Source organism: Nonomuraea sp. NPDC050547, assembly GCF_044457345.1.
GTDB lineage: Bacteria > Actinomycetota > Actinomycetes > Streptosporangiales > Streptosporangiaceae > Nonomuraea.
The window spans coordinates 13,208-36,866 of sequence record NZ_JBITGW010000031.1 but is presented as its reverse complement, the minus strand read 5'-3'; the positions used below and the strand labels follow the sequence as shown (position 1 = coordinate 36,866).

27 protein-coding genes, 1 tRNA gene and 1 pseudogene are annotated in these 23,659 nt (G+C 68.7%); 12 read left to right on the top strand and 17 right to left on the bottom strand.

The window, feature by feature from the left end:
• Nucleotides 1–313: 313 nt before the first annotated feature.
• The 6 genes from ACIBHY_RS51045 to ACIBHY_RS51020 all read right to left on the bottom strand — a co-directional run bounded on the left by ACIBHY_RS51045 (nucleotide 314) and on the right by ACIBHY_RS51020 (nucleotide 7,559).
• On the bottom strand, nucleotides 314–1,015 hold the full coding sequence (locus ACIBHY_RS51045) for a hypothetical protein (protein ID WP_397310607.1): 702 nt from the start codon (nucleotides 1,013–1,015) through the stop codon (nucleotides 314–316).
• Nucleotides 1,016–1,062: 47 nt separating this feature from the next.
• Nucleotides 1,063–2,859, bottom strand: a complete 1,797-nt coding sequence (nhaA, locus tag ACIBHY_RS51040; RefSeq protein ID WP_397241594.1) for a Na+/H+ antiporter NhaA — start codon at nucleotides 2,857–2,859, stop codon at nucleotides 1,063–1,065.
• Nucleotides 2,860–2,937: 78 nt separating this feature from the next.
• Nucleotides 2,938–4,308, bottom strand: coding sequence for a Dyp-type peroxidase (locus ACIBHY_RS51035; RefSeq protein WP_397310606.1), 1,371 nt, complete (start codon nucleotides 4,306–4,308; stop codon nucleotides 2,938–2,940).
• A 237-nt stretch (nucleotides 4,309–4,545) separates the two neighbouring features.
• On the bottom strand, nucleotides 4,546–5,538 hold the full coding sequence (locus ACIBHY_RS51030) for a lytic polysaccharide monooxygenase (protein ID WP_397310605.1): 993 nt from the start codon (nucleotides 5,536–5,538) through the stop codon (nucleotides 4,546–4,548).
• Nucleotides 5,539–5,589: 51 nt separating this feature from the next.
• Entirely contained in the window at nucleotides 5,590–6,885 is a 1,296-nt protein-coding gene (locus ACIBHY_RS51025; protein ID WP_397241600.1) for a sensor histidine kinase, read from the bottom strand.
• A complete protein-coding gene (locus ACIBHY_RS51020; RefSeq protein WP_379619271.1) occupies nucleotides 6,882–7,559 on the bottom strand; it encodes a response regulator transcription factor in 678 nt (225 codons plus the stop codon). The genes ACIBHY_RS51025 and ACIBHY_RS51020 overlap by 4 nt, the downstream gene beginning before the upstream one ends.
• A 102-nt stretch (nucleotides 7,560–7,661) precedes the next feature.
• Between ACIBHY_RS51020 and ACIBHY_RS51015 the strand changes: the two genes are divergently transcribed.
• From ACIBHY_RS51015 to ACIBHY_RS51005, 3 genes are read left to right on the top strand one after another with little or no spacing between them, the layout of a single operon-like run.
• Nucleotides 7,662–8,066, top strand: coding sequence for a hypothetical protein (locus ACIBHY_RS51015; protein ID WP_397310604.1), 405 nt, complete (start codon nucleotides 7,662–7,664; stop codon nucleotides 8,064–8,066).
• Nucleotides 8,066–8,665, top strand: coding sequence for a TetR/AcrR family transcriptional regulator (locus ACIBHY_RS51010; RefSeq protein WP_379619275.1), 600 nt, complete (start codon nucleotides 8,066–8,068; stop codon nucleotides 8,663–8,665). The genes ACIBHY_RS51015 and ACIBHY_RS51010 overlap by 1 nt, the downstream gene beginning before the upstream one ends.
• 35 nt (nucleotides 8,666–8,700) lie before the next feature.
• Entirely contained in the window at nucleotides 8,701–9,054 is a 354-nt protein-coding gene (locus ACIBHY_RS51005; RefSeq protein WP_397310603.1) for a hypothetical protein, read from the top strand.
• Here the strand turns inward: ACIBHY_RS51005 and ACIBHY_RS51000 are convergent.
• Entirely contained in the window at nucleotides 9,030–9,524 is a 495-nt protein-coding gene (locus ACIBHY_RS51000) for a DUF523 domain-containing protein (protein WP_397310602.1), read from the bottom strand. The genes ACIBHY_RS51005 and ACIBHY_RS51000 overlap by 25 nt on opposite strands.
• Before the next feature lie 62 nt (nucleotides 9,525–9,586).
• Here ACIBHY_RS51000 and ACIBHY_RS50995 point away from each other — a divergent pair, with 62 nt between their 5' ends.
• The 6 genes from ACIBHY_RS50995 (at nucleotide 9,587) to ACIBHY_RS50970 (ending at nucleotide 13,255) form a co-directional block, all read left to right on the top strand.
• On the top strand, nucleotides 9,587–9,949 hold the full coding sequence (locus ACIBHY_RS50995; protein ID WP_379619281.1) for a hypothetical protein: 363 nt from the start codon (nucleotides 9,587–9,589) through the stop codon (nucleotides 9,947–9,949).
• Nucleotides 9,946–10,326, top strand: a complete 381-nt coding sequence (locus tag ACIBHY_RS50990; protein WP_397310601.1) for a hypothetical protein — start codon at nucleotides 9,946–9,948, stop codon at nucleotides 10,324–10,326. The genes ACIBHY_RS50995 and ACIBHY_RS50990 overlap by 4 nt, the downstream gene beginning before the upstream one ends.
• Before the next feature lie 86 nt (nucleotides 10,327–10,412).
• A complete protein-coding gene (locus tag ACIBHY_RS50985) occupies nucleotides 10,413–11,663 on the top strand; it encodes a CynX/NimT family MFS transporter (protein WP_397241610.1) in 1,251 nt (416 codons plus the stop codon).
• Nucleotides 11,660–12,487: a metal-dependent hydrolase gene (locus ACIBHY_RS50980; protein ID WP_397241612.1), complete on the top strand. Its 828-nt coding sequence runs from the start codon at nucleotides 11,660–11,662 to the stop codon at nucleotides 12,485–12,487. The genes ACIBHY_RS50985 and ACIBHY_RS50980 overlap by 4 nt, the downstream gene beginning before the upstream one ends.
• A gap of 33 nt (nucleotides 12,488–12,520) precedes the next feature.
• On the top strand, nucleotides 12,521–12,736 hold the full coding sequence (locus ACIBHY_RS50975) for a helix-turn-helix domain-containing protein (RefSeq protein WP_379619285.1): 216 nt from the start codon (nucleotides 12,521–12,523) through the stop codon (nucleotides 12,734–12,736).
• Nucleotides 12,737–12,739: 3 nt separating this feature from the next.
• Complete coding sequence (locus tag ACIBHY_RS50970; RefSeq protein ID WP_397310600.1) at nucleotides 12,740–13,255, top strand: Clp protease N-terminal domain-containing protein; 516 nt, start codon at nucleotides 12,740–12,742, stop codon at nucleotides 13,253–13,255.
• A 273-nt stretch (nucleotides 13,256–13,528) separates the two neighbouring features.
• Here the strand turns inward: ACIBHY_RS50970 and ACIBHY_RS50965 are convergent, their stop codons facing one another.
• Complete coding sequence (locus ACIBHY_RS50965) at nucleotides 13,529–14,407, bottom strand: RNA polymerase sigma-70 factor (RefSeq protein ID WP_397241618.1); 879 nt, start codon at nucleotides 14,405–14,407, stop codon at nucleotides 13,529–13,531.
• A gap of 77 nt (nucleotides 14,408–14,484) precedes the next feature.
• Between ACIBHY_RS50965 and ACIBHY_RS50960 the strand changes: the two genes are divergently transcribed.
• Nucleotides 14,485–14,557, top strand: a tRNA-Ala gene (locus ACIBHY_RS50960).
• A gap of 619 nt (nucleotides 14,558–15,176) precedes the next feature.
• Here the strand turns inward: ACIBHY_RS50960 and ACIBHY_RS50955 are convergent.
• The 3 genes and pseudogenes from ACIBHY_RS50955 to ACIBHY_RS50945 all read right to left on the bottom strand — a co-directional run.
• Nucleotides 15,177–16,118, bottom strand: a pseudogene (locus tag ACIBHY_RS50955) (recombinase family protein); the annotation flags it as partial.
• Nucleotides 16,119–16,180: 62 nt separating this feature from the next.
• Nucleotides 16,181–16,507: a helix-turn-helix domain-containing protein gene (locus ACIBHY_RS50950; protein WP_397310599.1), complete on the bottom strand. Its 327-nt coding sequence runs from the start codon at nucleotides 16,505–16,507 to the stop codon at nucleotides 16,181–16,183.
• Nucleotides 16,508–16,842: 335 nt separating this feature from the next.
• Nucleotides 16,843–18,564, bottom strand: a complete 1,722-nt coding sequence (locus ACIBHY_RS50945) for a cell division protein FtsK (protein ID WP_397310598.1) — start codon at nucleotides 18,562–18,564, stop codon at nucleotides 16,843–16,845.
• A 104-nt stretch (nucleotides 18,565–18,668) separates the two neighbouring features.
• Between ACIBHY_RS50945 and ACIBHY_RS50940 the strand changes: the two genes are divergently transcribed.
• Complete coding sequence (locus tag ACIBHY_RS50940) at nucleotides 18,669–18,992, top strand: hypothetical protein (protein WP_397310597.1); 324 nt, start codon at nucleotides 18,669–18,671, stop codon at nucleotides 18,990–18,992.
• Nucleotides 18,993–19,056: 64 nt separating this feature from the next.
• Here the strand turns inward: ACIBHY_RS50940 and ACIBHY_RS50935 are convergent, their stop codons facing one another.
• From ACIBHY_RS50935 to ACIBHY_RS50925, 3 genes are all read right to left on the bottom strand, one after another.
• Nucleotides 19,057–19,245 (bottom strand): hypothetical protein, encoded by a 189-nt coding sequence (locus tag ACIBHY_RS50935; RefSeq protein ID WP_397310596.1) that lies wholly within the window; start codon nucleotides 19,243–19,245, stop codon nucleotides 19,057–19,059.
• Nucleotides 19,246–19,419: 174 nt separating this feature from the next.
• A complete protein-coding gene (locus ACIBHY_RS50930) occupies nucleotides 19,420–19,638 on the bottom strand; it encodes a hypothetical protein (RefSeq protein WP_397310595.1) in 219 nt (72 codons plus the stop codon).
• A gap of 6 nt (nucleotides 19,639–19,644) precedes the next feature.
• Nucleotides 19,645–19,995 carry a hypothetical protein gene (locus tag ACIBHY_RS50925; RefSeq protein WP_397310594.1) on the bottom strand — a complete coding sequence of 117 codons (351 nt, stop codon included), beginning with the start codon at nucleotides 19,993–19,995 and terminating at the stop codon, nucleotides 19,645–19,647.
• 166 nt (nucleotides 19,996–20,161) lie between these two features.
• On the opposite strand from ACIBHY_RS50925, the gene ACIBHY_RS50920 reads away from it, so the two are divergent.
• Complete coding sequence (locus tag ACIBHY_RS50920) at nucleotides 20,162–20,920, top strand: GntR family transcriptional regulator (RefSeq protein WP_397310593.1); 759 nt, start codon at nucleotides 20,162–20,164, stop codon at nucleotides 20,918–20,920.
• 554 nt (nucleotides 20,921–21,474) lie between these two features.
• On the opposite strand, the gene ACIBHY_RS50915 is transcribed toward ACIBHY_RS50920, so the two are convergent.
• The 3 genes from ACIBHY_RS50915 to ACIBHY_RS50905 all read right to left on the bottom strand — a co-directional run bounded on the left by ACIBHY_RS50915 (nucleotide 21,475) and on the right by ACIBHY_RS50905 (nucleotide 23,592).
• Nucleotides 21,475–21,768, bottom strand: a complete 294-nt coding sequence (locus ACIBHY_RS50915) for a hypothetical protein (RefSeq protein WP_397310592.1) — start codon at nucleotides 21,766–21,768, stop codon at nucleotides 21,475–21,477.
• Nucleotides 21,761–22,276 carry an ATP-binding protein gene (locus ACIBHY_RS50910; RefSeq protein WP_397310591.1) on the bottom strand — a complete coding sequence of 172 codons (516 nt, stop codon included), beginning with the start codon at nucleotides 22,274–22,276 and terminating at the stop codon, nucleotides 21,761–21,763. Before ACIBHY_RS50910 ends, ACIBHY_RS50915 begins: the two co-directional genes overlap by 8 nt.
• A gap of 110 nt (nucleotides 22,277–22,386) precedes the next feature.
• Entirely contained in the window at nucleotides 22,387–23,592 is a 1,206-nt protein-coding gene (locus tag ACIBHY_RS50905; protein WP_397310590.1) for a helix-turn-helix domain-containing protein, read from the bottom strand.
• Nucleotides 23,593–23,659 lie beyond the last annotated feature (67 nt).

The following is a 23,659-nucleotide window of genomic DNA, read 5'->3' as shown; positions in this document are numbered from 1 at the left end:
GGCCGGAGTACTGCGGGGGCCACGCCGGGTTCGGGCCGGGCTGTTGCGGGGGCCAGATCTGTTGCGGGGGCGGCGGTGGTCCTGGTGGTCCCTGGTTGTGCGGGTCTGACTGGTCCGGGGGCTGCTGGCCGGCGTGGGGCCAGCGATGGCGTACCGTCTCCTCGGGATCGGGATACTGCGGTCCCTGCTGCGGTGGAGTCATGATTCCCCCGGAAATCGCACCGATGATTTCCAGACATTGTCACATCTGTGCGGGGTGGCCCGCCCGGCCCAGGGGGGACGATCACCCGGGCTGGGCGGAGTAGCTGTGCGGCTAGCCCTGCCGGCCGGGGTCGGACCACGGCTGAGCGCCGGAGGGCGGAGGGGGAGGCTGCTCGCCGGGCGCGGCCTCCGGCTGCGGGGCAGGCGCGCCACCGGGCTGCGGAGCGCCACCATACGACGGGCCACCGTAGGAGGGGCCACCGTAGGCCGGATCACCGTACTGAGGACCGCCAGGCTGCTGGGCACCGGGCTGCGGGACCGCACCGGGGTGCGGAGCCTCGGGGGCGCCCGGTTGCGGGGTGGGGCCGGGCTGGGGGAAGCCGGGCTGAGGGGCCGGGCCGGGCTGGGGGAAGCCGGGTTGCTGGGTGCCGGGCCGGCCGTAGCCCTGCTGGCCGTACCCGGGCTGGGGGTAGGGGGAGGGCTGGTTCCACGCGGGCGCCTGCGGTTCCGGACGGGGCCCGCGGTGGGCGACCACGCCCGCCACCAGTAGGCCGAAGCCCACCAGCGTCAGCGCCATGTTCACCAGCCCGAGAAGCCCGAAGATCGTGGACGCCGTGGAGAAGCCGAGGTCCCGGGCGATCGACGGGGCGAAGACGGACGTGGCGACCGTCGGCAGCACGTCGATCATCAGCACGATGCAGCCGAACATGCCCAGCAACGCGCCCTTGCCATGCCGTCGCCTGGCCAGTCCCGTGATGACCGCCCCCGCGCCGAAGGCGATGAACATCACGATATGGATCAAGAGGTTGATCATGCTCAATTCCATGCCCCATATCTATCGGTAAGGAGATCTTCTCGACCTTATGGGGATTTTCGGGCTTCCTCCACCGCGCGAAAGATCGACTCCGCGTCCAGCGCACCTTGGTGGCGGACCCCGTTGAAGAACAGCGTGGGCGTGCCCCGCACCCCGCCGTCCCGCCCCGACCGCTCGTCTCCGGCGAGCCGCCGCGAGTGCCGCGGCACGTCCTTCCACGGCTCCACACCCAGCTCGGCGGCATAGTGCCCGAGGTCCTCGTCGGTAAGGAACCGCTGGTTGGCGTACAGGATGTCGTGCATCTCCCAGAACCGGCCCTCGTCGGCCGCCGACTCCGCGACCAGGGCCGCCGCGACCGCGCGGGGGTGCATGTTCCGCAGCGGGAAGTGCCGGAACACCAGCCGCACGTCCGGGTCCCGCTCCATCAGCTCCTGCAGCACCCCGTGCATCCGCCCGCAGAAGGGGCATTCGAAGTCGCCGTACTCCACGATCGTGACCGTCGCGTCCGCGGGCCCCCGCACGTGGTCACCCGGCCCCACCGGTACGGCCAGCAGCACCGGAAGCTCCTCCTCCGGCTCCGCGTCGGGCGGTGCGCACACGCCGCCCCGGTCCCAGGCGAGCTTGAACGCGATCCAGCCTGCCAGCGCCGACAGCAGCGAGCCCGCCAGGATGCCGATCTTGGCCTGGGCGGCGAGCGCCGCGTCCTCGAAAGCCAGGTCCACGATGAACAGCGCCACCGTGAACCCGATCCCCGACACCGCCGCGCCGCCCAGCACCTGGCCCCACACGAGGTTGCCCGGCAGCACGCCCCAGTTGAAGCGCAGCGGGATCCACGTGCCGATCGAGATGCCGACGAACTTGCCGAGCACCAGGCCCAGCGCGATGCCGAGGGTCACCGGCGAGGTGAGCGCCTGCCGCAGCGTCTCCCCGTCCAGCCGGACACCGGCGTTGGCCAGCGCGAACACCGGCACGATCACATAGCTGCTCCACGGGTGCAGCCGCAGCTGGAGCCGTTCGTTCACCGACACCGCCCGCTGCACCGACCTGGCCGCCTCGCGGGCCGCGCCGGCCGACGGCTCGCTGGTGAACTGCTGCACCGCCTCGCCCGCGCGCAGCAGCTTGTGGTCGCTCGGCGCGTACACGAACACCAGAACCCCGAGCGCGATCCCGACCAGCGTCGGGTGCACGCCGCTCTCCAGCGTCGCCACCCACAGCGCGAACCCCAGCAGGATGTACGCCGGCGCCCGCCAGATCTTCAGCCACCGGAGCGTCACGATCGCGGCCAGCAGGAGCGCGGCGGCGATCAGCGCCGGCACCGACAGGGAGGCCGTGTAGAAGATCGCGATGATCATCATGGCCAGGACGTCGTCCACGATGGCCAGCGTCAGCAGGAACGCCCGCAGCGGGTCCGGGCACCGGGCGCCGACCACGGCGAGCAGGCCCAGCACGAACGCGGTGTCGGTGGCGATCGGCACGCCCCACGCGCCCGCGGCCGGGCCGCCGGCGTTGAAGGCCAGGTAGACGGCGGCGGGGACGATCATCCCGCCCAGGGCGGCGACCGCGGGGACGGCGACCAGGCGCCGGTCGCGCAGCTGGCCGAGCCGTACCTCGTAGGAGATCTCCAGGCCGATGACGAAGAAGAAGATCGTCATGAGCCCGTCGTTGACCCAGTGCCGCAGGTCGAGCGAGAACTCGGTGGCCCCGAAGGCGAACCCGGCCTGGGTGTGCCAGAACGTCTCGTAGCTGTCGCCCCAGGGGGAGTTGGCCCACAGCAGTGCCGCCAGCGTGGCCGCCAGCAGTACGACGGTGCTTCCCGCCTCGGTCTTCAGAAACGCGCGCATCATCCCGGATCCCCCCGAGATGATCTTAAACCCCCAGCTCACAGCCTTCCCGGGAGGCCCGGGAAGGCTGCGGAGGCTGGACTACAGACCGCGCAGGAACGCCAGCGACGGCATGAAGAAGTACTCGCCGCCGCGCATCGTCACCGTCTGGGCGACCTGCGGCTGCGGCAAGGACTGCTCCGGCCGTCCCCACACCTTCGGGAAGGTGACCTTGATGTCCCGGCCGCCCTGTCCGATCACCGGGTCGTGACCGGTGCCCGGGTTCTGGAAGTCCGGGTTGTTGGCCCACGACTGCTGCGTGAACTCGAACTGCTCCAGCAGGCTGGAGTTGAACGCCATGAACAGCAGGCCCACGTCACCGCTGGGCCTGGTCTCCGGCGGCGCCTCGTCCCAGGGCTGGTCGGCGCGCTCGCCGTACGTCTGGCCGCGGCGCGCCATCAGCACGTTGCGGCCGAACGAGCGCGGGTTCGTCTTGCGGATGTGCCCGCTGAACGGGCACTTGGAGCCGTCGTCGGCGTCGAAGGTGAAGTCGTTCGCCACCGGGCCGCCGGTGGCCTTGGGCTTGCTGGTCACCGGCGTCCCGTCCTTGAAGCGGCCCACGAGCATCGCGCCGGCCCGCGGCCGGTCGGCACCGGTGAGGGCCAGGCCGTCGGCCAGGTCCCGCTCGATCTCCTTGAACGCGCGGACGTTCTGCTCCAGCTTCCTGAAGACGAAGTAGCTGCCGAAGTGCCGGGCCGGGTTCGGCGCGAACGGGTCGGCCACCAGGATGTTGCTGAGCGGGAACGCCGGGTTCCAGTGCTCCTTCGGCTCCTGGTCGATCTCGTCCTTCAGGAACAGCGGCTGGCTGCGGCCGTCCACGTACCCGAAGTGCTCGATCCCGTCACCGGCCGGGTTGCGCATGCCCTGGCCGGTCTCCTCGCCGAGCAGCCGGGCGCTCTGCGGCAGTTCGCCGAGGATCTCCTCGCGCAGCCGCTCGACCGGCTCCGGCCTGGCGTCCCCGATCAGGATGACGGCGTGGATCTCCCGCTGGTAGGTCTTCTCCCACTGCTCCACGGGCGGGTCGTCGACCAGGGCGATCCGCCGCTTCATGCCGTCGCGGAAGACCTTGTCGCCGAACCGGCGTACGTCCTCGACGGAGTGCCCGAGGTCGCGGTAGCCCGCCTTGCTGATCCCGACCCCCACGTACGCGCTGCCCGGCCGCCGCTCACGGCTGAAGGCCCGGATTTCCTCAAGGTGCTTGCGCGCGGACTTCATGTGGGCGGTGGCGACGTGGCGCAGGAATCGCTTGCCTTCTGCCACGTCGTTGAAGCGCACGAACAACACGGTCAGGTACTCGCGCACGTGCGCCCGCAGGATGTTCGGCTGCAGGTTGTCGAGCATCGCCTTGGTGTCGGCGTTGAGCGAGGCCGAATCCCAGGCCAGAGGTTGTGCGTTGTTCAGGTCGACAGGCATGGCCCATCCTTTCCCCGTCGTGATGAAGGGGCCCCCAATTAACGCGTCAGTCAGGACATTGCACCCACAGTGCGGCAGCCTGTGTGCCAGTCCAATTCCCCTCGTTCACTAACGCGCCCCACTTAATACGACTCCCGAGTCCCTCAAGAAGTTGCGGAAAAGCCAAATTTCCCGAAAAAGATTCCGGCCGCCCCGTTGAATTGGTCGAAACAGGGCAGCCGGCGGGGCGGTTCGTGTTTACGGGGTGACGGTGAGTTTCGTGCGGGCGGTGTCGCCGTTCTTGCAATAGGCGATCACCGGAAAGGCGCCCGTCCTTGCCGCCTTGAGGACCGGAGCCCAGGCGGTCGTGGGCGCGGTGGCGTTGGCGCGGACAGGGGTGAACGCGTTGGACGCGACGGCCCTGACGCCGGATCCGCCGCAGACCGCCGTCACCGTCACCTGGGCGCCCACCTTGACCGTGGCGGGGGAGACGCCGACACCGGCGTCGACGGCCGACAGGAAGATACCGCCGCCGGGGGTGGGCGTCGGGGTCGGGGTGGGCTTCGGCGTGGCGGTGGGGGTGCCGCTCGGGGTGGGCGCGGGGTTGTCGTTGCCGCCGCCGAAGACGACGTCGGAGCAGGAGTAGAACGCCTCGGGGCTGTCGCTGCGCTGCCAGACGGCGTAGATCAGGTGACGGCCCTTCTTCGCCGGGAGCTGGGCGTCCATGACGTACGCGCCGCCGGACAGCGCCGGGTCCTTCTGCGTGTGGAACGGCTTCGCCTCCAGGTCGCTCCACTTCAGCGGCTGGGCGGGGTTGTAGCCGTCCTTGGTCAGGTACAGCTCGAAGCTGCCCCGGTGGGGCGCCGTGGCGCGGAACTTGAACGAGTGCCTGGCGCCGCCGGTCATCGAGGTCGCCGGCCAGTCGGCGCGGGCCTGGTCGAAGCCGCGGTACTTGTCGCGGCCCGCGCTGCACAGCTTGCCGTCGGGGATGAGCTCGCGGTGGCGGCCCGCGGCGGCGGCGAGGTTGACCTCGTTCCAGTCGTAGAGCGGCTGCGTGCCGCCGATCTGGACGGCTTTCTTGCAGGCGTCGGTCTTGGGGCTCTCTGGGCCCTCCGCGTAGCAGACCATGGCCCTGCTGGGCGGGTTGTTCATGGTGCCGTGCGCGCCGGCCGTACCGGGCAAGAGGGAGAGCACGAGCAGGGTGGGGGCGGCCAGGGAGGTGGCGGCGATCGCCGTGCGGTTGATCTGCATGCAGCCCACCATGGACCACGCAAGAGGCCGAATTTCTCACTTATGTCGTCGTTAAGGTCGGCTTAGGGGCTTTTTCAAGGCGCGAGTTCTGAGCCATACCTGAATCTGCGCGCCGCCCAGCGACGAGCGGTCCAGGCGCAGCGTGCCGCCGGTCGATTCGGCCAGGCGGCGGGCGATGTCCAGGCCCAGCCCGGTCGAACCGGCGCCGCTCGCGCCGCGCTCGATCGCGGTCTCCGGGTCCCTGATGCCTGGTCCCGCGTCGGCGATGAGGATGCCGACCGTGTCCTTGCCCTCATGCAGGGTCACGCTGAACGCGGTGCCCTCACCGGTGTGCCGGAAGACGTTGCCCAGCAGGGCGTCCACGACCGCGCCGAGCTCGGCCGCGGGCACCGGGACGCGGACCGGCAGCGTGGCGCCGATGAGCTGCCACGGCCGCTGCTGGTCCTCCGCCAGCGCCGACCAGAACGTCAGCCGCTCCCGCAGGATCTCGGCCGCGTCGCAGAACGTGGCCGTGCGCCGCGGCCGGCGCGCCGCCGCGATGATCGCGTCCACCTCGCCCTCCAGCCGGGTCAGCGCCTGCTTGCTCGCCTCGGCCTGCGGTCCGAGATGGTCGAGGCTGAGGCGCAGGCCGGCCAGCGGGGTACGCAGGCGGTGGGACAGGTCGGCGGCCATCTCCCGCTCGGCCGCGAGCAACTGGGCGACCCGGTTGGCCATCGAGTTGAACGCCGTGGCCGCGGCCACCAGCTCCGGCGGCCCGTCGGGGTGGATGCGCTCGGCCAGGTCGCCCTCGCCGAGCGCGGTGGCCGCGCCGCCCAGCCGCCGCGCCGCGCGTACGACGCGGGCGCCCAGCCGGTCGCCGACCAGCACCGAGCCCAGCACCAGCACCACGGCCACCCCGGTCAGCACCGCCCAGGAGGAGAAGACGCCCCGGTTGAGGTCGGCGGCGGGCACGAACACCTCGATGACCGCGCTCCTGGTGCCGTCGAGGGCGACCGGGCGCAGCAGCACGTAGCCGGAGGGCAGCGCGATCGTGCCGGCCTTGGTCTGCGAGGCGGCCTTGGCGACCTCGGCGGCCGGCGCGCGGGTGCTGCCGGAGGCGGGCGCTCCGCTGACGTGGATGGCCAGGTGGCCGCGGCGGCCGGCCGCGGTGCGGGCCATGGCCAGGTCGAGGTCGCCGGTCCTGGTGGTCAGCGCCAGCACCGGTACGAGCGAGGAGGCCTGCCGTTCCGCGTCGGCGACCGCCCGGCTCTGCGCCGTCTCCTTGACGATCATGGCGAGCGGCACGAGGAAGGCGAGCGCCACCATCGAGGTGACGGCCACCATGAGGACGGCCAGCGTCCGCCTCATCGCGGGGCGGAGAGCATCACGCCCACGCCGCGGACGGTGTGCAGGTACCGGGGCTTGGAGGCGCTCTCGCCGAGCTTGCGCCGCAACCAGGACAGGTGCACGTCGATCGTCTGGTCGTCGCCGTAGGACTGCTGCCACACCTCGGTCAGCAGTTCCTTGCGGCCCACCACCCGGTCGGCGCGGGCGGCCAGGTAGGCGAGCAGGTCGAACTCGCGGCGGGTCAGCGACAGCGGGAGGCCGTCCAGCGCCGCTTCACGCCGGTTGACGTCGATGACCAGCCCGCCGACGCGCAGCACCTGCGGCGGCGGCGCCGACCTGGCCCGGCGCAGCACGGCGTCCAGCCGGGCGCCCAGATGGTCGCCGGAGAACGGCTTGACCAGGTAGTCGTCGGCGCCGGCCTCCAGCAGCCTGACGATCTCCGCCTCGTCGTCGCGCGCGGTGGCCACGATCACGGGCACGTCGGAGATGCCGCGCACCATCCGCAGCGCCTCGGAGCCGTCGAGGTCGGGCAGCCCGAGGTCCAGGATGACGGCGTCCGGCGGCCGCTGGGAGATCTCCCTGAGCGCGTCGAGCGCGCATCCTGCACTGCGCACGGCATGGTTGCGCCGGTCGAGCTCGCGGATCATCGCCGACCGGACGAAGTCATCGTCTTCGACTACGAGTACCGTCGCCATGGCGCCTAACCGTACATAATGCAACCCATGCGGCGAACCCTTCGATATGTTGCCACGTGGTGCGGTGCGACCGCTGTGGCCATATCGGTCTCGTGGTTCGGTGTGCGGGGCGTGTTACGCGAGGAGTTCGTGCCGGACGTGCGGGTCCAGCCGATGGCGGCGAACACGCTCGCCGACGGCGACGACGCGCTCCGGCCGGGGGACAGCCCGGCGCCTTCGGCCACCAGCACTCCGGAGCCCACGCCGACGCCCACGCCCCGCCGTACCGTGAAGAAGACGCCCAAGCCACGCGGGGACGTCAGGGTGGTCACGGTGAAGGGCGGCGAGGTGGCCTTCACGATCGGCGCGGCCGGGTGCCGCCTCGTCTCGGCGACGCCCAACAGCGGATACACCGCCAAGGTGAGCAAGAACGACGGCTGGATCCGGGTAGACCTCGTGCAGGCCGAGCATGGCTCGGCGGTGTTCTGCATCGGGGCGGAGCGGCGTACCGACACCTGGGAGTACTGATGAGCAGGCAGTGGAGCCGATCGAGCGGCACCCGGGAGGCGCTGCTGGGCACGGCCAGGAAGGTCTTCATGGCCAAGGGGTACGGCGAGGCCACCGTGGCCGACATCGTCGAGGACTCCGGGATCAGCGTGGGCAGCCTGTACCATCACTTCGGCGGCAAGCCGGGGCTGTTCCTGGCGCTGTGGGAGCAGTTCATGCGCAACCAGGAGGAACGCACCGCCAAGGCCGCCAAGGCGGTCGGCGGCACCACGGAACGGTTCCTCGCCGGGGCGCGCGCCTACCTGGAGGGCTCGTGGGAGCAGCGTGACGTGGCCCGGCTGTTCCTGGAGAGCGACGGACCGGCGGAGTTCACGACGCTGCGCAGGCAGCGCGGCTGGGACTGGATCGGCGGCAACAAGAAGCTGCTCGGCCTCGCCGACAACCGGCAGAGCCACATGCTGGTCGTGCTGCTGACGACCGTGATGGGCGAGTCGGGGCGGGAGGTGGCGGCCTGCGAGTCGGAGGAGGAGGCGCGGGTGACCATCGACGCGGTGATCGCGGTGGTCCGGCGGATGCTGTCTACGGCTCCTGATGTAGCACCGGCGTCATCCGAGGGATGATTCGCTCCCCGGGCCCGAGTGGCAGCGTTGGAGTCATGGGGAAGGCGCTGGGTGTGTTGGCCGTGGTACTCGCGGCCGTTTTCTACGGCTTCGCGGCTCTGCACAGCGGGGTCTGGTTCGAGCCGAGGATCGTGCCCGCCGTGGTGGTGGAGACCATCTGCGGCACGGGCCTGCTGATCGGCGGCTACGGCGCGATCAGACACCGACGATGGGACTGGCTGGTGTACGCCTACTCCACCGCGCTGGGCGGGGTGCTGCTGGGCGTGCTGGCCATGGCGCTCGGTCCCGGCGGCGGCACCCCGCTGACCACCTGGTACCACCGGGTCATGGCACTCGTCCTGGTCCTGGGCCTGGGCGGCGCGCTCTACGTCTCCAGAGCGCGCAGGTAGTCGGCGGCCTCGGGGATGTGCTCCTCGGAGAACACCCTGATGTCGTGCAGCGCGAACAGGGCGGCCGTGACGCCGTGGCCCGGGGTGCGCCGGCCGTGGAAGGTGCCGTCGTAGATGGACAGCGATCCGCAGGACGGGCTGCCCTCCTTGAGGACGGCCAGCCGTACCCCGAAGTGCTGGGCGAAGGCGAGCGCGGCCTGCGCGCCCGCGAGGAACTGCGCGGTCACGTCGCCGCCCTCGGCGGTCAGCACGCGCGCGGCGCCCGCCAGCACCGCCTCGCCGCCGGCGCCGCCCTCGATCTCGGCGGCCGGACGCGGCGTGGGCAGCCCGCCCTCGACCTCCGGGCAGAAGACGACCAGGCGGCCCTCTTCGAGCCAGGCGGCCAGGTGCGCGTCGGCGCTGGTCTTGGCGCCGCCGTCGTAGCGCACCTTCCTGCCCATGAGGCACGCGCTGACCAGGATCCTCTCCACGCGCTCGATCCTATGCGGCCTGTCGCCGGGGGCGGCGGGGTGCGGCGGTAGCCTTTTGCGCGATGAACACCATCGTCGCGACCGTCGTCATCGCCCTCTCGGTCCTGCTCATGCTGGCGAGCCTGATCAGCGCGATCCGCAACCGGGCCATGGGCATGGTCCTGCTCGTCGGGTTCTGCCTGCTCGAAGTGGCCGTGCTGGTGCAGGCCGGGTTCGTGATCGCCGCGGTCGCCGGCGGCGAGGGGGAGCACGTCTCCAAAGGCACCCTCTACGGCTACCTCGGCGGCGCCGCGCTGATCCCGCCCGCCGGGGTGTTCCTGGCGCTGGCCGAGCGCAGCCGGTGGGGCTCGGGGATCCTGGCCGTCGCCGGGTTCGCGATCGCGGTGATGACCGCGCGGCTGCAGCAGATCTGGCAGGGGCAGTGAGCGCGCCGCTCGGCACCGGTCCGGGGCGGGTGCTGATCGCCGTCTACGGGTTGTTCGCGCTGGCCGCGGGTGCGCGGGCGGCGGTTCAGATCATCGGGCGCTTCTCCGAGGCGCCGCTGGCGTACTCGCTGTCGGCGTTCGCGGCGGCGGTCTACGTCCTGCTCACGGTGGCGTTGTGGCGGGGCGCGCGTCGCCTGGCGCTGGTGTCGCTGCTGATCGAGCTCGTGGGCGTCCTGGTCGTGGGTACGGCCAGCCTGCTCGACCCGGCGGCGTTCCCGCACGACACCGTGTGGTCGGCCTATGGACGCGGATACCTGTTCATCCCGCTCGTCCTTCCCCTGATCGGGCTCTTCTGGCTGCGCCGCCGCCCGATGTGATCTGCGTAACGGCCAGGAATAAAGAGGTGTTTTGGGCCTGTTAGTCTGCGTGTTGATTCGTCCCATGATTGGAGGACTCTCCCCGCATGAGCATGGCAGCCCAAGAGACCAGAGGCAGAACCGCACCCCTCGCCTGGCTGCTCGTGCTGGGAATCGTCCTCGCGGCGCTGAATCTGCGCACCGCCGTCACCAGCGTGGGGCCGCTGCTCGACCAGCTCGCCGGAAGCCTCGGCATGACGAGCGTGGGCACGGGGTTGCTCACGACTCTGCCCGTGCTCGCCTTCGCGACCGTGGGCGCCGTCACCCCGGCCATGGCCAGGAAGCTCGGCGAGCACCGCCTGCTCCTCGCCGCGCTCGTCACGCTGGGCCTCGGCCTGCTCGTGCGCAGCCTGGTCGACTCCGCGCCCGTCTTCCTGCTGACCAGCGCCGTGGCGCTGTCCGGCGGCGCGGTCGGCAACGTGCTGATCCCCACACTGATCAAGCGCCACTTCCCGGCCAAGACCGGCATCATGACCACCGTCTACACCACCTCGCTGGCCGCCGGCACCATGCTGGCCGCCGCGGCCACCGTTCCGATCGAGCGGGCCGCGGGCGGCGACTGGCACGTGGCGCTGGGCGTCTGGGCGGCGCTGGCCGCCATCGCCGTCGTCCCGTGGCTGGCGCTGCTGCGCAGCGAGCCGGAAAGGACCGCGGGCACCGCGGACGCCGGGCCGAAGCGCCTGCTCAGGAGCAGGCTGGCGTGGATGGTCGCCATCTATTTCGGCACGCAGTCGATGATCGCGTACATCATGTTCGGCTGGCTCGCCACGATCCTCACCGACAGCGGCTACTCGACCTCGCAGGCCGGAGTGATCCTCGGCATCTTCACCGCCCTGAACATCCCGGTCTCCATGTTCGTGCCCGCCGTCGCCTCCCGCTTCCGCGACCAGCGGCCCGTCGTGGTCGGCCTGGTCGTCGCCTACGTCATCGGGTTCGCCGGGCTCTGGTTCGCGCCGCCCTCGACCGCGCTGGTCTGGGTGGTGTTCGTGGCCATCGGCATGGGCTCCTTCCCACTGGCCCTGATGATGCTGGCCCTGCGCACCCGCACGCCGGAGGCGACCGCCGCGCTGTCGGCGTTCGGCCAGAGCGCCGGGTACCTCATCGCCGGCGCCGGTCCGCTCGTCGTCGGCGTGCTGCACCAGGTGACCGACGGGTGGGCGCTGCCGTACGCGCTGATCTTCGGGGTGCTGGTCGTGCAGCTCTTCACGGGCCTGTACGCCGGCCGCAACCGGTACCTGGAGGACGAGCGGCTGCCCAAGGCGGTCGCGGAGAGCCTGCCTGAGACAATCAAGAGGTGAACTCCACGCTCGTCACCTTCCCCAACGGCCAGGTCAGCGGCCGCTCAGAGATCGTCGGGACCGTGCCGGCGGGGGACCGGCACGGCCTCGTCGTCGCCGAGACGCCCTTCCATCCGCTGGACCACACCTGGCCCGACCAGCCCGCCGACCGCGGCCTGATCGGCGGCCTGCCGGTCGCCGACTGCGTGACCGCCGCCCGCTCACCCTCCGGCGAGGTTTTCCAAGCCGCCGACATTCCGGTACGGCGGGGCGAGGACGGATGGCAGTGGCTGGTCGTCCACGTCACCGACACGCCCCTGCCGGTCGGCACGCAGGTGGAGCTCGACGTGGACGCCGGGTACCGGGCGGCGCTGTCGGCCGGGCACACGGCGTGTCACCTGGCGGCGCTCGCGCTCAACGCGGCCGTCGCCGGCCTGTGGCGCAAGGCGCCCCGGCTGGACGCGCTGGGCCATCCCGACTTCGACCAGAGCGCGATCACGTCCTCGCGCATCTCCTCGTACGCGAGCGTTGACGATTACCGGCTGGGCAAGTCGTTGCGGAAGAAGGGGTTCGCCGCGGACGCGCTGGAGCCCGCTACCGTCGCGGCCTTTGTGAACGAGCGGCTCAAGGAGTGGGTGGCGGCCGATGTGCCGGTCTGGGTGGATGTGCCGGGGCCTGGGCTGACGGCCCGGCGCACCTGGCACTGCGCGCTGCCCGAAGGGGAGGCCTCGATCCCGTGCGGTGGCACGCACGTGCGGCGGACCTCGGAGCTCGGGGACGTCACGGTGGCGCTGGAACTGGGGGAGCAGTCGCTCGCCATGAAAACTCGTGTCAGCATTAGCTGACAACTGCTCCTTCGTCAGCTTATGCTGACAGACATGAACGTCACCGAGCTGGCGCAGGCCGCCGCCGACCGCGACCCCGGAACCGGCCTGCAGGCCGTCGCGGCGCTGCGGACCCTGCTGGAAGAGCTCGAAGCCGTGCACGTCACCAATGCCAGGGCGCAGGGCTGGTCATGGGAGCAGGTCGCCGACGCGCTGGGCGTGCGGCGGCAGACCGCCCATCGCAAGCACGCCCGGCGGATCGGGAGGTAGTTCATGTTCGCGAGATTCACCGACACCGCTCGTCACGCCTTCGTCACCGCTGGAGTGCTTGCCTTGGAGGCCGGGCATGGGCGGCTGGGCACGGACATGTTGTTGCTCGCATTGGCTGAGACCCGGCCGTTCGAGCTGACGTCGTTCACCGCCACGGCCGCCTCTCTCCGGGAGCGGCTGGATCTTCGGGATACGCGGGCGTTGCTGGCCGGGCTGGGGATCTCTCTAGACGAGGTGCGCGGGCGGGCACTGCCTGGGGTGGGGGAGTGGCGGCTGGCCCGGCACCGGCTGCGGCCCCTCCATGTCGTCCTCTATGGGCCTCGGGGGGAGATCGCGTTGACCGGGGGTGCCCGGAAGGTGGTCGAGGTGGCGATGTGGCGGCCCGGGGCTGTTACCGGGGAGAGCTTGTTGTGGGGGTTGCTGGCGGATGGGGACAACGGGGCGGCTCGGCATCTGCAGGGGGCCGGGGTGAATGTGCGGGCACTGGTCAGTGAGGTCGGCATGCCCACCCGCTCCTGACACTGCTTGGCCCGCCCACTCCTTAACCCGCCCACACCCAACCCTTCACGGCCCGTCCACCACCACCTCCTCGCGGCACGTGACCGCGCATGGGCCACTGCAGTAGCCGCCGCCTCTTTCGCGGGCCCCGATCGGTCTTCGCCGACTCACCCCGACCACCATCGGGGCGTCGCGAAACCCCCACCGCGCAGGTCCTCCGTGAGACCCGGGGCGCTGCAGGCTCTTCGTGAGGCCGCGCCCGCGCAGGCCCTTGGTGGGGCCGGGGCCGTGATGTCAGGTGAGTCGCCGGAGCTTGTCCGGGTTGGCCATCAGGTAGATCGTCTCGATCCGCCCCTCCACGACCAGCAGCGACAACACCGTGACCACCCGGCCCCCCACGGTCAGCACCACGGCCGGAGCGGCATTGATCTCCTCGATCCGGAGCTCCACCCCCGCATCCCCCGGCATCCCGATGGAGGCCATGAACTTCGTGATGCCGTCCGGACTGGTGATCGACGTGAGGAAGCGCGTGACGTTCTCCACGCCCAGCAGCACCCGCAACGGCGCCCGAGCCTTCCCGCCGCCGTCGCTGACCATCGTCACGTCCTGCGACAACATGGCGATCAGATCGTCGAGATCACCGTTCATGGAGGCGTTGATGAACCGCTCGGTCATCTCCCGCCGCTCGCCCCGATCCGTGGCGAACCGAGGCCGCTTCTCCTGGACATGTTCACGAGCCCGGCGAGCCAGCTGCCGAGTGGCCGGCTCAGCCCGTCCGATGATCTCGGCGATCTCCGCGAACGGCATGTCGAAGGCCTCCCGCAACACGAACACGGCCCGCTCAAGCGGAGACAACGTCTCCAGCACCACCAGCATGGCCAGCTCAACGGATTCGGCCAGCTCGACATGCTCAGCCACATCCGGCGCAGTACTGATCGGCTCAGGCAGCCAAGGCCCCACATAGGATTCCCGCCGAGACTTGGCCCACCGCAACCGATCGATCGCCAGCCGCGAGGTAACCCTGATCAAATAGGCCTTGGGATCCTCCACAGCCGCCTGATCCACCCCGGACCAGCGCAACCACGCCTCTTGCACGACATCTTCGGCATCGGCCATGGTGCCAAGGATCCGGTAGGCGACCCCGGTCAGCAGATGGCGGTACTCCTCGAACATAGAAGGTAGACGTATCACACGGGGTTTGGCGTGACATGAGCCCCTCCAAGTTCCGATACACTTGGGCCGTACCGCAAGGGGCTATAGCGCAGCTGGTAGCGCACCTCCATGGCATGGAGGGGGTCTGGGGTTCGAATCCCCATAGCTCCACCCAAGATGTGTTACTCGAACACCCTCCTTCGAGGGCGGTGGCGAGTAGCGCGGAGGTTTGATCAACGGCGGTGTCCTTCGGGACACCGCCGTTTTTGCGTTGGACGTGAAGCACGGGTGCGAAGGGTGGTGTCGGAGCGTCGCTTGCTACGCCGTCTGCGTCGAGGTAGAGGCGGTGAAAGAACGCCTGGTTTAGGAGACGGCGGTTGGGCTCGTCCGCAAGCGTGTAGAGGTCGTGTGGGCGCGTCAGCAGGTCGAGGACGCTCTCCAAAGCGGTGCGGCCCATGTCGAGGTCGGGCTGCTGGGCGCGGCTGAGCCGTGATTCCAGCCTGGTCCGCTCGTCGCGGATACCGCGAAGTCGCTTGGCGATCTTCTCTTTCGGCCAGTCGGGATCGCTGACCAGGTCGAGGTAGGTGTCTTCCTGGCGGTCGAGGTCTGCCAGGTGTTTTTTGATCTCGCGGGCGAGTGCCTTGCTGGTCACGGCGTTGCTCGCCATGGTCGTGTCGAGGCCGACAGTGATGCGTTCGCGCAGGCTCGCGGGCAGCGTGATCGTGGCGTAGTGGGCTTCGATGGCCTTCTCGACGTCGAGGACGGGCAGGTACGGCAGGTCGCAGGTGCGTTGCTGCCGGCCGCGGCACATGAAGTAGAAGTAGACCGTCCCGGCCTTGCTCCTGCCGGGTGTGACGATGAGTCTGGCCTTGCAGCGATGGCACCAGAGGGAGCCCTTGAGGTAGTGGTGGTGCTTGCGGGCTCGGGTGCCGGCGCCGCGTTGGACGAACAGGACCTCTTGCACGCGGTGGAAGAGGTCTTCGCTGATCAGGGGTTCGTGTCGGCCTCGGTACTCGATGCCCTGGTGAGTGACGAAGCCCAGGTAGTAGCGGTCTCGGAGCATGTCGCCGATCTTGTGGATGGAGATCAGGGCGCCTGTGGGGTGTCTCTTGGTGGGCTTCATGCGGAAGCCTGCGTCTGTGAGGGCGTCGGCGATGTCCTCGAAGCCGTGCCGTCCGGTGGCGTACAGCTCGAACGCCATGTGAACCAAGGGAGCGCGCTCGGGGTCGAGGGCTATGGTGCGGATCTCGCGGCCTTCATGGCGTTCGCGCACGTTGAGGTATCCGATGGGGGCGCGTCCGATGCTGCCGCCGTTGATGACCTTCTGGCCCATCTTGTAGGCGATGTCCGCGCCCTGGGCTTTGGACTGGTACTCGTTCACGGCGTCGATCACGTTGCCGACCAGGTCACCGACCGCGTTGTCTTCGGTGTAGTCCATGACGGAGATGAGGTGCACGCCCGCGGCGCGTAGGTCACGCTTGGTGATCGCGGAATCGATGGTGTTGCGGTGCATGCGGGAGCGGGCGTAGACGATGATGCAGTCCACGTCCTTTCGTGCCTTGATCCGCGCCATCATCGTTCGGAATGCGGGGCGGTTGTCGGTGGTGGTGGCGGTGCGGGGCTCTTCGACGTACTCGTCAACGATCTCGATGCCGAGTTCAGCGGCCTTGCGGTGGCCTGCGGAGCGTTGCGCGGGGACGGAGTTTCCCTCGGGGTCGTAGTCGGTGTCCATCTGGCCGCGCGAGGAGACGCGCAGGTAGAGAAGGCCGCGCTTGGGAGGGGCTGGTTTCGGGGTCATGGCTGTTCTCCCTTCTGGCGGTCGGCGTCGATGATCGCGTGTATCTCGGCGATGGCTTGGTCGGACAGGCCGTACTCGACACGTAGGAGGGTGTCGAGATCGGTAAGCCCGGTGATGCCCGCACGGGCGAAGACCTCGGAGACCGGAAGGTCGAGGGCGCGAGCGAGAGCCGCGAGGTTGGCGGCGGAGGGGCGCTCTACTTCGTCGTTGAGGATGCGGTAGAGCGAGGAGAACGAAAGGCCGGTGACACGGGCCAGATGGCGCAGGCTGTGTCCGGCTTGAACGCGGGCGGCCTCGAGGTAGCGGCCCAAGCTCTCGGTCATGCGGTGCTCCGTGGCATGGGTGGATCTCCACCATACGCCTTCTGATCCGATTTTGGAGCGGCTCTGTGGGGCTTGGTTTCGAGGTCTTCGGTGATCGCGGCGAGTGCTTGCGTCAGGAGATCGATGTCGATGTTTCGGCGTTGCCGGCCGTGAACGTGGATGCGTGCCAGGGCTCACCACCTCCTCAGGTTGAGTCCAGGGGCGGTCCTTTCGTCGTGGTGGGATCTATGGTCGAAACTACGGATTGTGATTGTCCGCCGTTCGTCCGTCCGCGCATCTGTCGCGCATATCTACGCGCAGACGCGCGGACGGACATGGACGATGGACGTGGATGATTACTGAGCGTGCTTCTCCGGAGTGGCTCGCCAGAACCCTCGACTGACCTGCTCGGCTTGCTGCGTTCGGGCCATGTCCTGGAGTCGCTGGTACACCCAAGTGCGGCGCATCTGTGTTGCGCGCATCAGATCGTTGATCCGGACGCCTTCTGCGGGAGCCTGCCGGAGAGCGGCTATTAGGACCTTCTCAGCGTCCCGAGAAGGGGTCGGTGTGTCTTCTGCTGCGGGCCTCTCAGCCGCGCGTTTGAGGGCTTGAAGGGAGACGGCATCGAGGGCGGGGCGGTGGGCGGAGTGGCGTTCGGCGGTGACGTGGACCCCGTCATCGTCGAGAAGGTAGGTGCGGGCGCGGCGGGGGATGTCGTGGTCGGGTGAGGAGATCAGGAACTTGCCGGGTGCGTCGAGCTTGTGAGCGTGCCATCCGGTCTTGACCATGCCCTGTCCAAGGATCAGGTCCGCGTCTCGGGCTTCCCGTACGCGGAAGCACACCCGGACGTCCATCTGTGAGCGGACCGCGCTCTTGCCCATCGCGTCCTTGGACGGGCGTTGTGTGGCGGCCACGAGTTGCACGGCGACGGCGCGTCCTCGGCGTGCGATCGAGTCGGCATGGTCGATCGCTTGAGGCGCCTCGCTGGCCAGCTCGGCGTACTCATCGATGATGATCACGAGCGCTGGCCGGTCAGAGGAGGGTTCCCAGACGCGTTTGCCTCGTTGGGCGAGATCGTCGGCGCGTCCGTCCAGAACGATCACCGCGTCCCGTAAGAGCGCTTCTGCCTCCTGCGGCGTGGTGGCCAACCGATCGATGCACGAGGCCCACGGTTGTAGTTCCATGCCGCGCTTGAGGTCGATGCCCCAAAGGATCACGTCCGGGCAGGCAGTCAGTTCCCCAAGAAGGATGTTTACGCCTCCGGACTTGCCGGCGCCCGACACGCCGCCGAACAGGCTATGCCGTCGTAGCAGGGGGACGCGGACTGGTGTGCCGTCCTCGAAGAGTCCCAGCTTGGCGGGTTGGGTGATGGAGGTGATGGAGGGTCCTGGCCAGGTGATGGCGTTGGCGTGTGGGTCGGTTTCGATCACCCGTACGTCGGCGCGGTTAGCCTTCTTACTGGCCACAGGCTGGACACGGACCCCGCCGCGGGTGGAGCCGAGCGCGGATTCGAGGCGGGGTACGGCGGCGACGGCATCTTCAACGGTTTGCCCGAGTCCAAGCCCGAGACGGAAGCGGTAGCCCCACAGGTCTACGATCGCGGACTGCACGCGGGAGCCTGCCAGACCTGCGGCCTGGGCGATGTCGGGCCATGCGGCCAAGGTGCGTTCGACGCGTACACGGGCACGGCGGCGGCGATGTGCCCACCAGGGTACGGCCAGCACCATGCACCCGATGGCGAGCACGAGCGCCAATGGCTTGGTTAGAGGTCCGTGGTTCGTGGCGGTGGCGAGCCATCCGCCGGCGAACACGGTGATGGTGGCGGCGTAGAAGCGTTCGATCGGGCGGGTGAGGTTGACCCATCGTCCGGCGTAGATCAGTCCACCAGCCAGAATGACGGTGGAGCCCGCGATGGTAGGCCACCAGGGCCGGTAGATGTGGTGCAGTACAAGCGCTGCCCCCATAAGCCAGACCAGCGCGGTAACGGGGGCCAGTTCGGAGCGATAGCGCCACAGCCACCGCCCGATGCTGGTGATGATCAGCGGTGCGAATTCGAGGTCATCGGTGATGGAGGCCACGGGTTGGATGCCGTATCGGCGCATGCGGCGGGCATCTCGGCGTATCCGGTGACGCGAGGTGCGGCGGTGGCTCACGGAGCACCATCCCCACGCGGGAGGGACTGGTGAGCGAGTTCGTCTCGCAGGTACCACAGCGGGTCGCGTTCACCCTCGCGGTGAGCGGCCAGGGTTGCCTCCGCTGCGGCTATCAGGTTGGCACGCTCGTAGCGGATGCCGGCCAGTTCGGCGCGAAGCTCGTCGAGTTCGTCGGCCAGAGTGCGGGCGTCGGCCAGGACGGTGTGCAGGTGTTCCCAGACGGGAGCGTGGGCGGGGGTGGCACGCGCGAGCGTGGTTATCAGGTGGGCGGCGGTGTGATTGCGGGAGAGAACCTCCAGAAGGTCAGTGTGTGGGTATGGGTGTCGGTGGGTCATAGGCGATCACCTCTCTGAGCCGGTGGTTCGGGCCAAGGGCGCTTCCTTTGCTGTGCTGAGCTGATTGGTCGTGGTTGAGGGTTCATCGGGTGGTGGTCAGGTCGAGTAGTCCGTGCAGCACGTGGCGGATGTCGGGAGCCAGTGCCGTAGCTGCGAGCAGAAACCCGAACAGGGTGCAGACGATGGCCTGCCACAGGCGCAGCCCCAGATAGCGCAGGGCGATGATGACGGCTACGCCCATGAGCAGGACCAGTGGAACCGAAATCGACACGGCGCATCACCTCCTTTCACGGTCTGGACGGGCTCAGATGCCGTCGTGGTACGCCTTACGCTGGCGCCAGCGGGCGCGAGCACGACATTTCACGCAGGCGCGGTTTCCAGGGAGTACGGCAGCGCCGCACGGACATCCGCCAACGAGTGATCGGGGAAGGGGCTTCAAGGGCAGTCACCTCCTCTCCGGGCAGAGGGCGGGGAGGTGGTCGCAGTGGTGGGAGTAGGCGCCGATCAGGCGTCGTGTCATCCGCTCGGCGTGGCTCGCCTGGTCGCGGTCGAGGTGACGCCGGCCGTCCTCGGCCCGGATGGCGATCACCACGATCAGGAACAGCACGAGCGTGACGAGTGCCAGGACCAGGGCGGCGAGAACGATTAAGAGGGGGATGTCCATGTCCGCTCACGCCCCTGAGCCGTAGTGGAGACGGAAGTTCGAGCGGTAGGACTGGTGGGCGTCGTAGGCGTCCACGGCCTCCTGCTCGATGGCCACGATCGTGTACTCGACGCAGCCCAGCGCGAGCGTGGCGAAGTGCTGGCCGGAACGCCGCTGTACCGGAAGGTCGTGGAGCACGGCGACCCGCTCGACTTCGGCGATCGCCTCAGCATCGGTGTCGCAGACCGGATGGAAGCTGAGGCTGACGACGCCGTGGTGCGGGACAGGCAGCGCGGGGTGCTCTTCGAGGTACTTGGCGAACTGGCGCAGGTCCGCGATGAGCTGAGCGCGGCGTGCGGTGTTCTGAAGGTGGTTCATGGGGATCAGCTCCCTTCGCGAGCGGAGCGCCGACCCAATTAGGCCAACGTACTACGTTGCACGTTTACAACTGTACGGCCAACGTAGTACGTTGTGTCAACCGGGTCAGGGACCCAAATCGCAGAAATCCTCAGGGGCGCCGCGAAGCCCCAGCTAGGAGCCACACGTGGTGGAGATCAAAGCGCCGGTCTCCCGGTGGAAGCAGGTCGCCGAATACCTCAGGGAACGTATCCTCGACGGCACCTTCCCCGCCGGACAGCCTCTTCCGTCCGAGCAGCAGCTAGCCGAAGAGTTCGGCCTCTCCCGCCCGACGATCCGCAACGCGATCAACGAACTCAAGGCTGCGGGCCTGGTCGAAGTGCAGCGCCCGAAGGGCACGTTCGTCCGTTCGCTCTCCGCGCGCCCGGCACGGGTCGACCACCGCGGACTCACCCGAACGGCCTCGGGCGCGTACGAAGACAGCGACCAGGCGGCATGGCAGGAAGTGGACTCACCGTCTCACCTGCGCATCAACGCCGCGCTCCCGCAGACCGAACTCCTCGCGATTCCTCCAGGGGAACCGATGCTCGTACGGCTGACGCTGGAGAGGGCCGAAGGGACGTCGCGCATGCGCCGGCTCAGCATGCCCTTCAGCGTCGCTCAGGACACCCCATGGACCGACGACCCCGCGCTTCCGGCGCCATCAGAGGTCTACGGCTACTTCGACCAGCAAGGCCGCCTGAGCTGGCAAGAGTACGTTCGGGCACGCATGCCCTTGCCCGATGAGGCGGAGACCTTGAAAGCCCTGGCCGGAACGCCGGTCCTCCACATCACCCGCGTAGCGACCCTGGACAAGCGACCGATCGCCCTTGACGAAGTGGTTGTCTGCGGAGATGCGCTAGAGGCCGTGTACACGATCACCGCGTCGAAACCGCGGAGTCGATGACACGACCCTTGATGAGCGGGGGAGTGTTCTGAACTTCGCTCTGTTTCAGGCGAGCATAGGCACACGCCCTGAGATACATGCCGTACAGGGTGCGGGCATGGGATATGTCCAGGTCGAAGTAGTCCAGGAACTCCACCCTGGACATGCAGACCGACTTTTGGGCATGCACCAACGCGACAGTTTCGATCTGATCAGAAATCCGCTGGTTGTTCCAGGCATCCCCGTGCCTCACGGCGACCACCTGGCCCTACCGTGGGCTGAAGCTCGCTGTCCGGTGTATTGACGCGCAACGCGGCTGGCGGCCTTCAACGGCTCGATGGCGGGGTGCCAAGCGTAGACGGGACGACGGCGCCGGTCGTTCCCCGCGGTGCGCCACCAGAAGCGGTGCCCGTTGCACCACACGACAAGATCTGTGTTGATGAGGATGAGCGCCAGCCCGTAGCCGACGTACACATCAGCAGTGATCCCATCTCGTTCGAGAGCCTGCCCGAGCGCCTGCGCAGCCGTAAGCGCGGGAGTGTTTCCCAAGGGGCTATCCACAGCAACGCTCCTGCTCAGGCCGCACGCTCATCGACAGACTTGCGCGCGGCCATCTCGGCGAGAGCCTGCGCGATCAATGCCGCTGTCTGCGGCGTCACCCGTCCCAGCTCGACGAACCCGGCGCCGAACTCATTGACGTCCGCTCGCAAGTACGGCATGGCCTCGACGCACCCGGTAGCCGCGAGAGCATCCTTGACCTCTGCCACCGCATGCTGCGCTCGCGCCCACTCACGGACGTAGCCGACTCCCTCTTCCAGCAGAAAGGCGGGATCCCCCTCTGCCCAGCGCGTCTCAGAAAGCTCACCCATGAGAACCGCCCCTTTCCGTCGTCAGATCGGAGCGGGAGAAGGGAGCGTCGCTGCGGCGATCGATCTCGCACCAAACGGCCTTGCCGGCATCGGTCACACGGACGCCGTAGCGGTCGGCATAGCCGTGTACGAGCTGCATGCCGTACCCGAACGTGGCCAGTTCCTCAGGGACGCGCAGAACCGGAAGGTTGCGAGGATCCGGATCGCGTACCTCGATGCGCAGGGTACGCGCCGCGTAGATGGCCAAGAGCCCTACGGGTAAGGCTTCGTCGCTCCACCCGGTGGCATGGCGGACCGCGTTGCCGACCAGCTCAGCCGTGATCAATGCGGCGGGGTCAACAAGATCCGGAAGGCGCCAGAGGAGGAGCAGATCCGACATGCAACGCCGCGCCGTACGCGACGACTCGGAGGTGAGAGGCAGCAGATAGGCGCGCGTCCGATAGTCGTCCGGTTGCTGCGTGTACGGCAGCGCCTCAAGGTTGCTGACGACCCGGAACTCGCGTCGCATCTGGCCTTCACCTCCCTTCCCTTCACCCGGTGTCGAGTGCGCTCGACACTAGGTGGGGATGGAGGCGGCTACCCGCGCTCTGAGCGCGGGTTAGCAGGTAGCGCGGGTGGTTAGAGCAGACCGACCCGGCGGGCGAGAGCGCGTACCTGTGGCTGGAACGTGGGCCGCGCGCGCTTCAGCAGGGACCGCACGAGATCGCGTGCAAGGGTGTTGTACCGCAGGTCCTCGGGCCCGCTGGCCTCGGCGTTCATGAGGTGAAGGATGACCGCCGCGTCCTCCTGGCGCTGGTCGTAACAGCGGGCGACTTCCAGCGCGAACGTCATCCGGCGTTCCAGCGAGGGGGAGTGGTTCACGTCGAGTTGGTCGGCGATGTGGAGAGCCTCGGCCACCTCTCCGGCCTCCATCTCTACACTGACCAGGTGCAGGCCGACGTTCAACGGCCCGAACACCGTCCAGAAGACGTTGCCCTCACCAGAGTCACGAGCGGCGTCGGTAGCGGGCCCTTGGATGCGTTCCCTCGCGGTCCAATGATCGTGGCGACGCCCGGAGGCGATGGCAGCCACCAGCCACAACGCACCCTCAAGAGCCGCTTGGTCGGGGTGGCGCTCGGGGATCTCGCGACGCAGTTCCTCGATTGACCGCATCGCGACGTCCTCGGCGCCCTCGGCCTCGCCCTGGGACAGGAGGATCTGGCCTAGGTTCCACTTGCCAGCGGCGATCCTCAGCGGGTCATCCGCGTTCTCCGCAGCGGTCACGGCGCGATCGGCGACCATGAGCGACAGATCCGTCCGCCCCACTCGCTTAGTGAAGGTTCTCAGCAGGAAGTACAGGTCAGCCGAGATCTGGTACGCCTCCCGCCGCGAACTGGCGTCGGTCGAGGAACGGAGCGCGCGTACTGCCCCCTGGACATCGCGCGTGAGATCCGGAATGAGCGTGCTCACCTCAGTGAAGCGATTCGTTGACCCCTGCCAAAGACCCCATGCGCTCTCGACCCGCGCTCGCAGCGCGGGCAGGTCGAGGCTCTCACTTGAAGGAGCGTCATAGGTGGTGAGCACGCGTTGCAGTTGGCCGGCGACGGGGTGGAGAACGCTGTCATCCTCTAGGGACGGCTCACCGATCAGCACCGCGACAGGCACGTCCAACACACGGGCAAGCTGGTGAAGCATGGCAATCGTCGGCGTCCGAACCCCGCGCTCGATCTGACTCAGGTAGTTCTCACTCATACCCGCCAGGCCGGCAACGACGGCTTGCTTCTTGTTCTGCGCCGTGCGGTAAAAGCGAACCCGCTCACCGATTGGGATCTCCACCGAACCCACGGGGCCTCCTGCACATCCGTCGTCACCAGCGTGCCCGCGAACCACCGCTCTCCACCGTAGGCCGGAA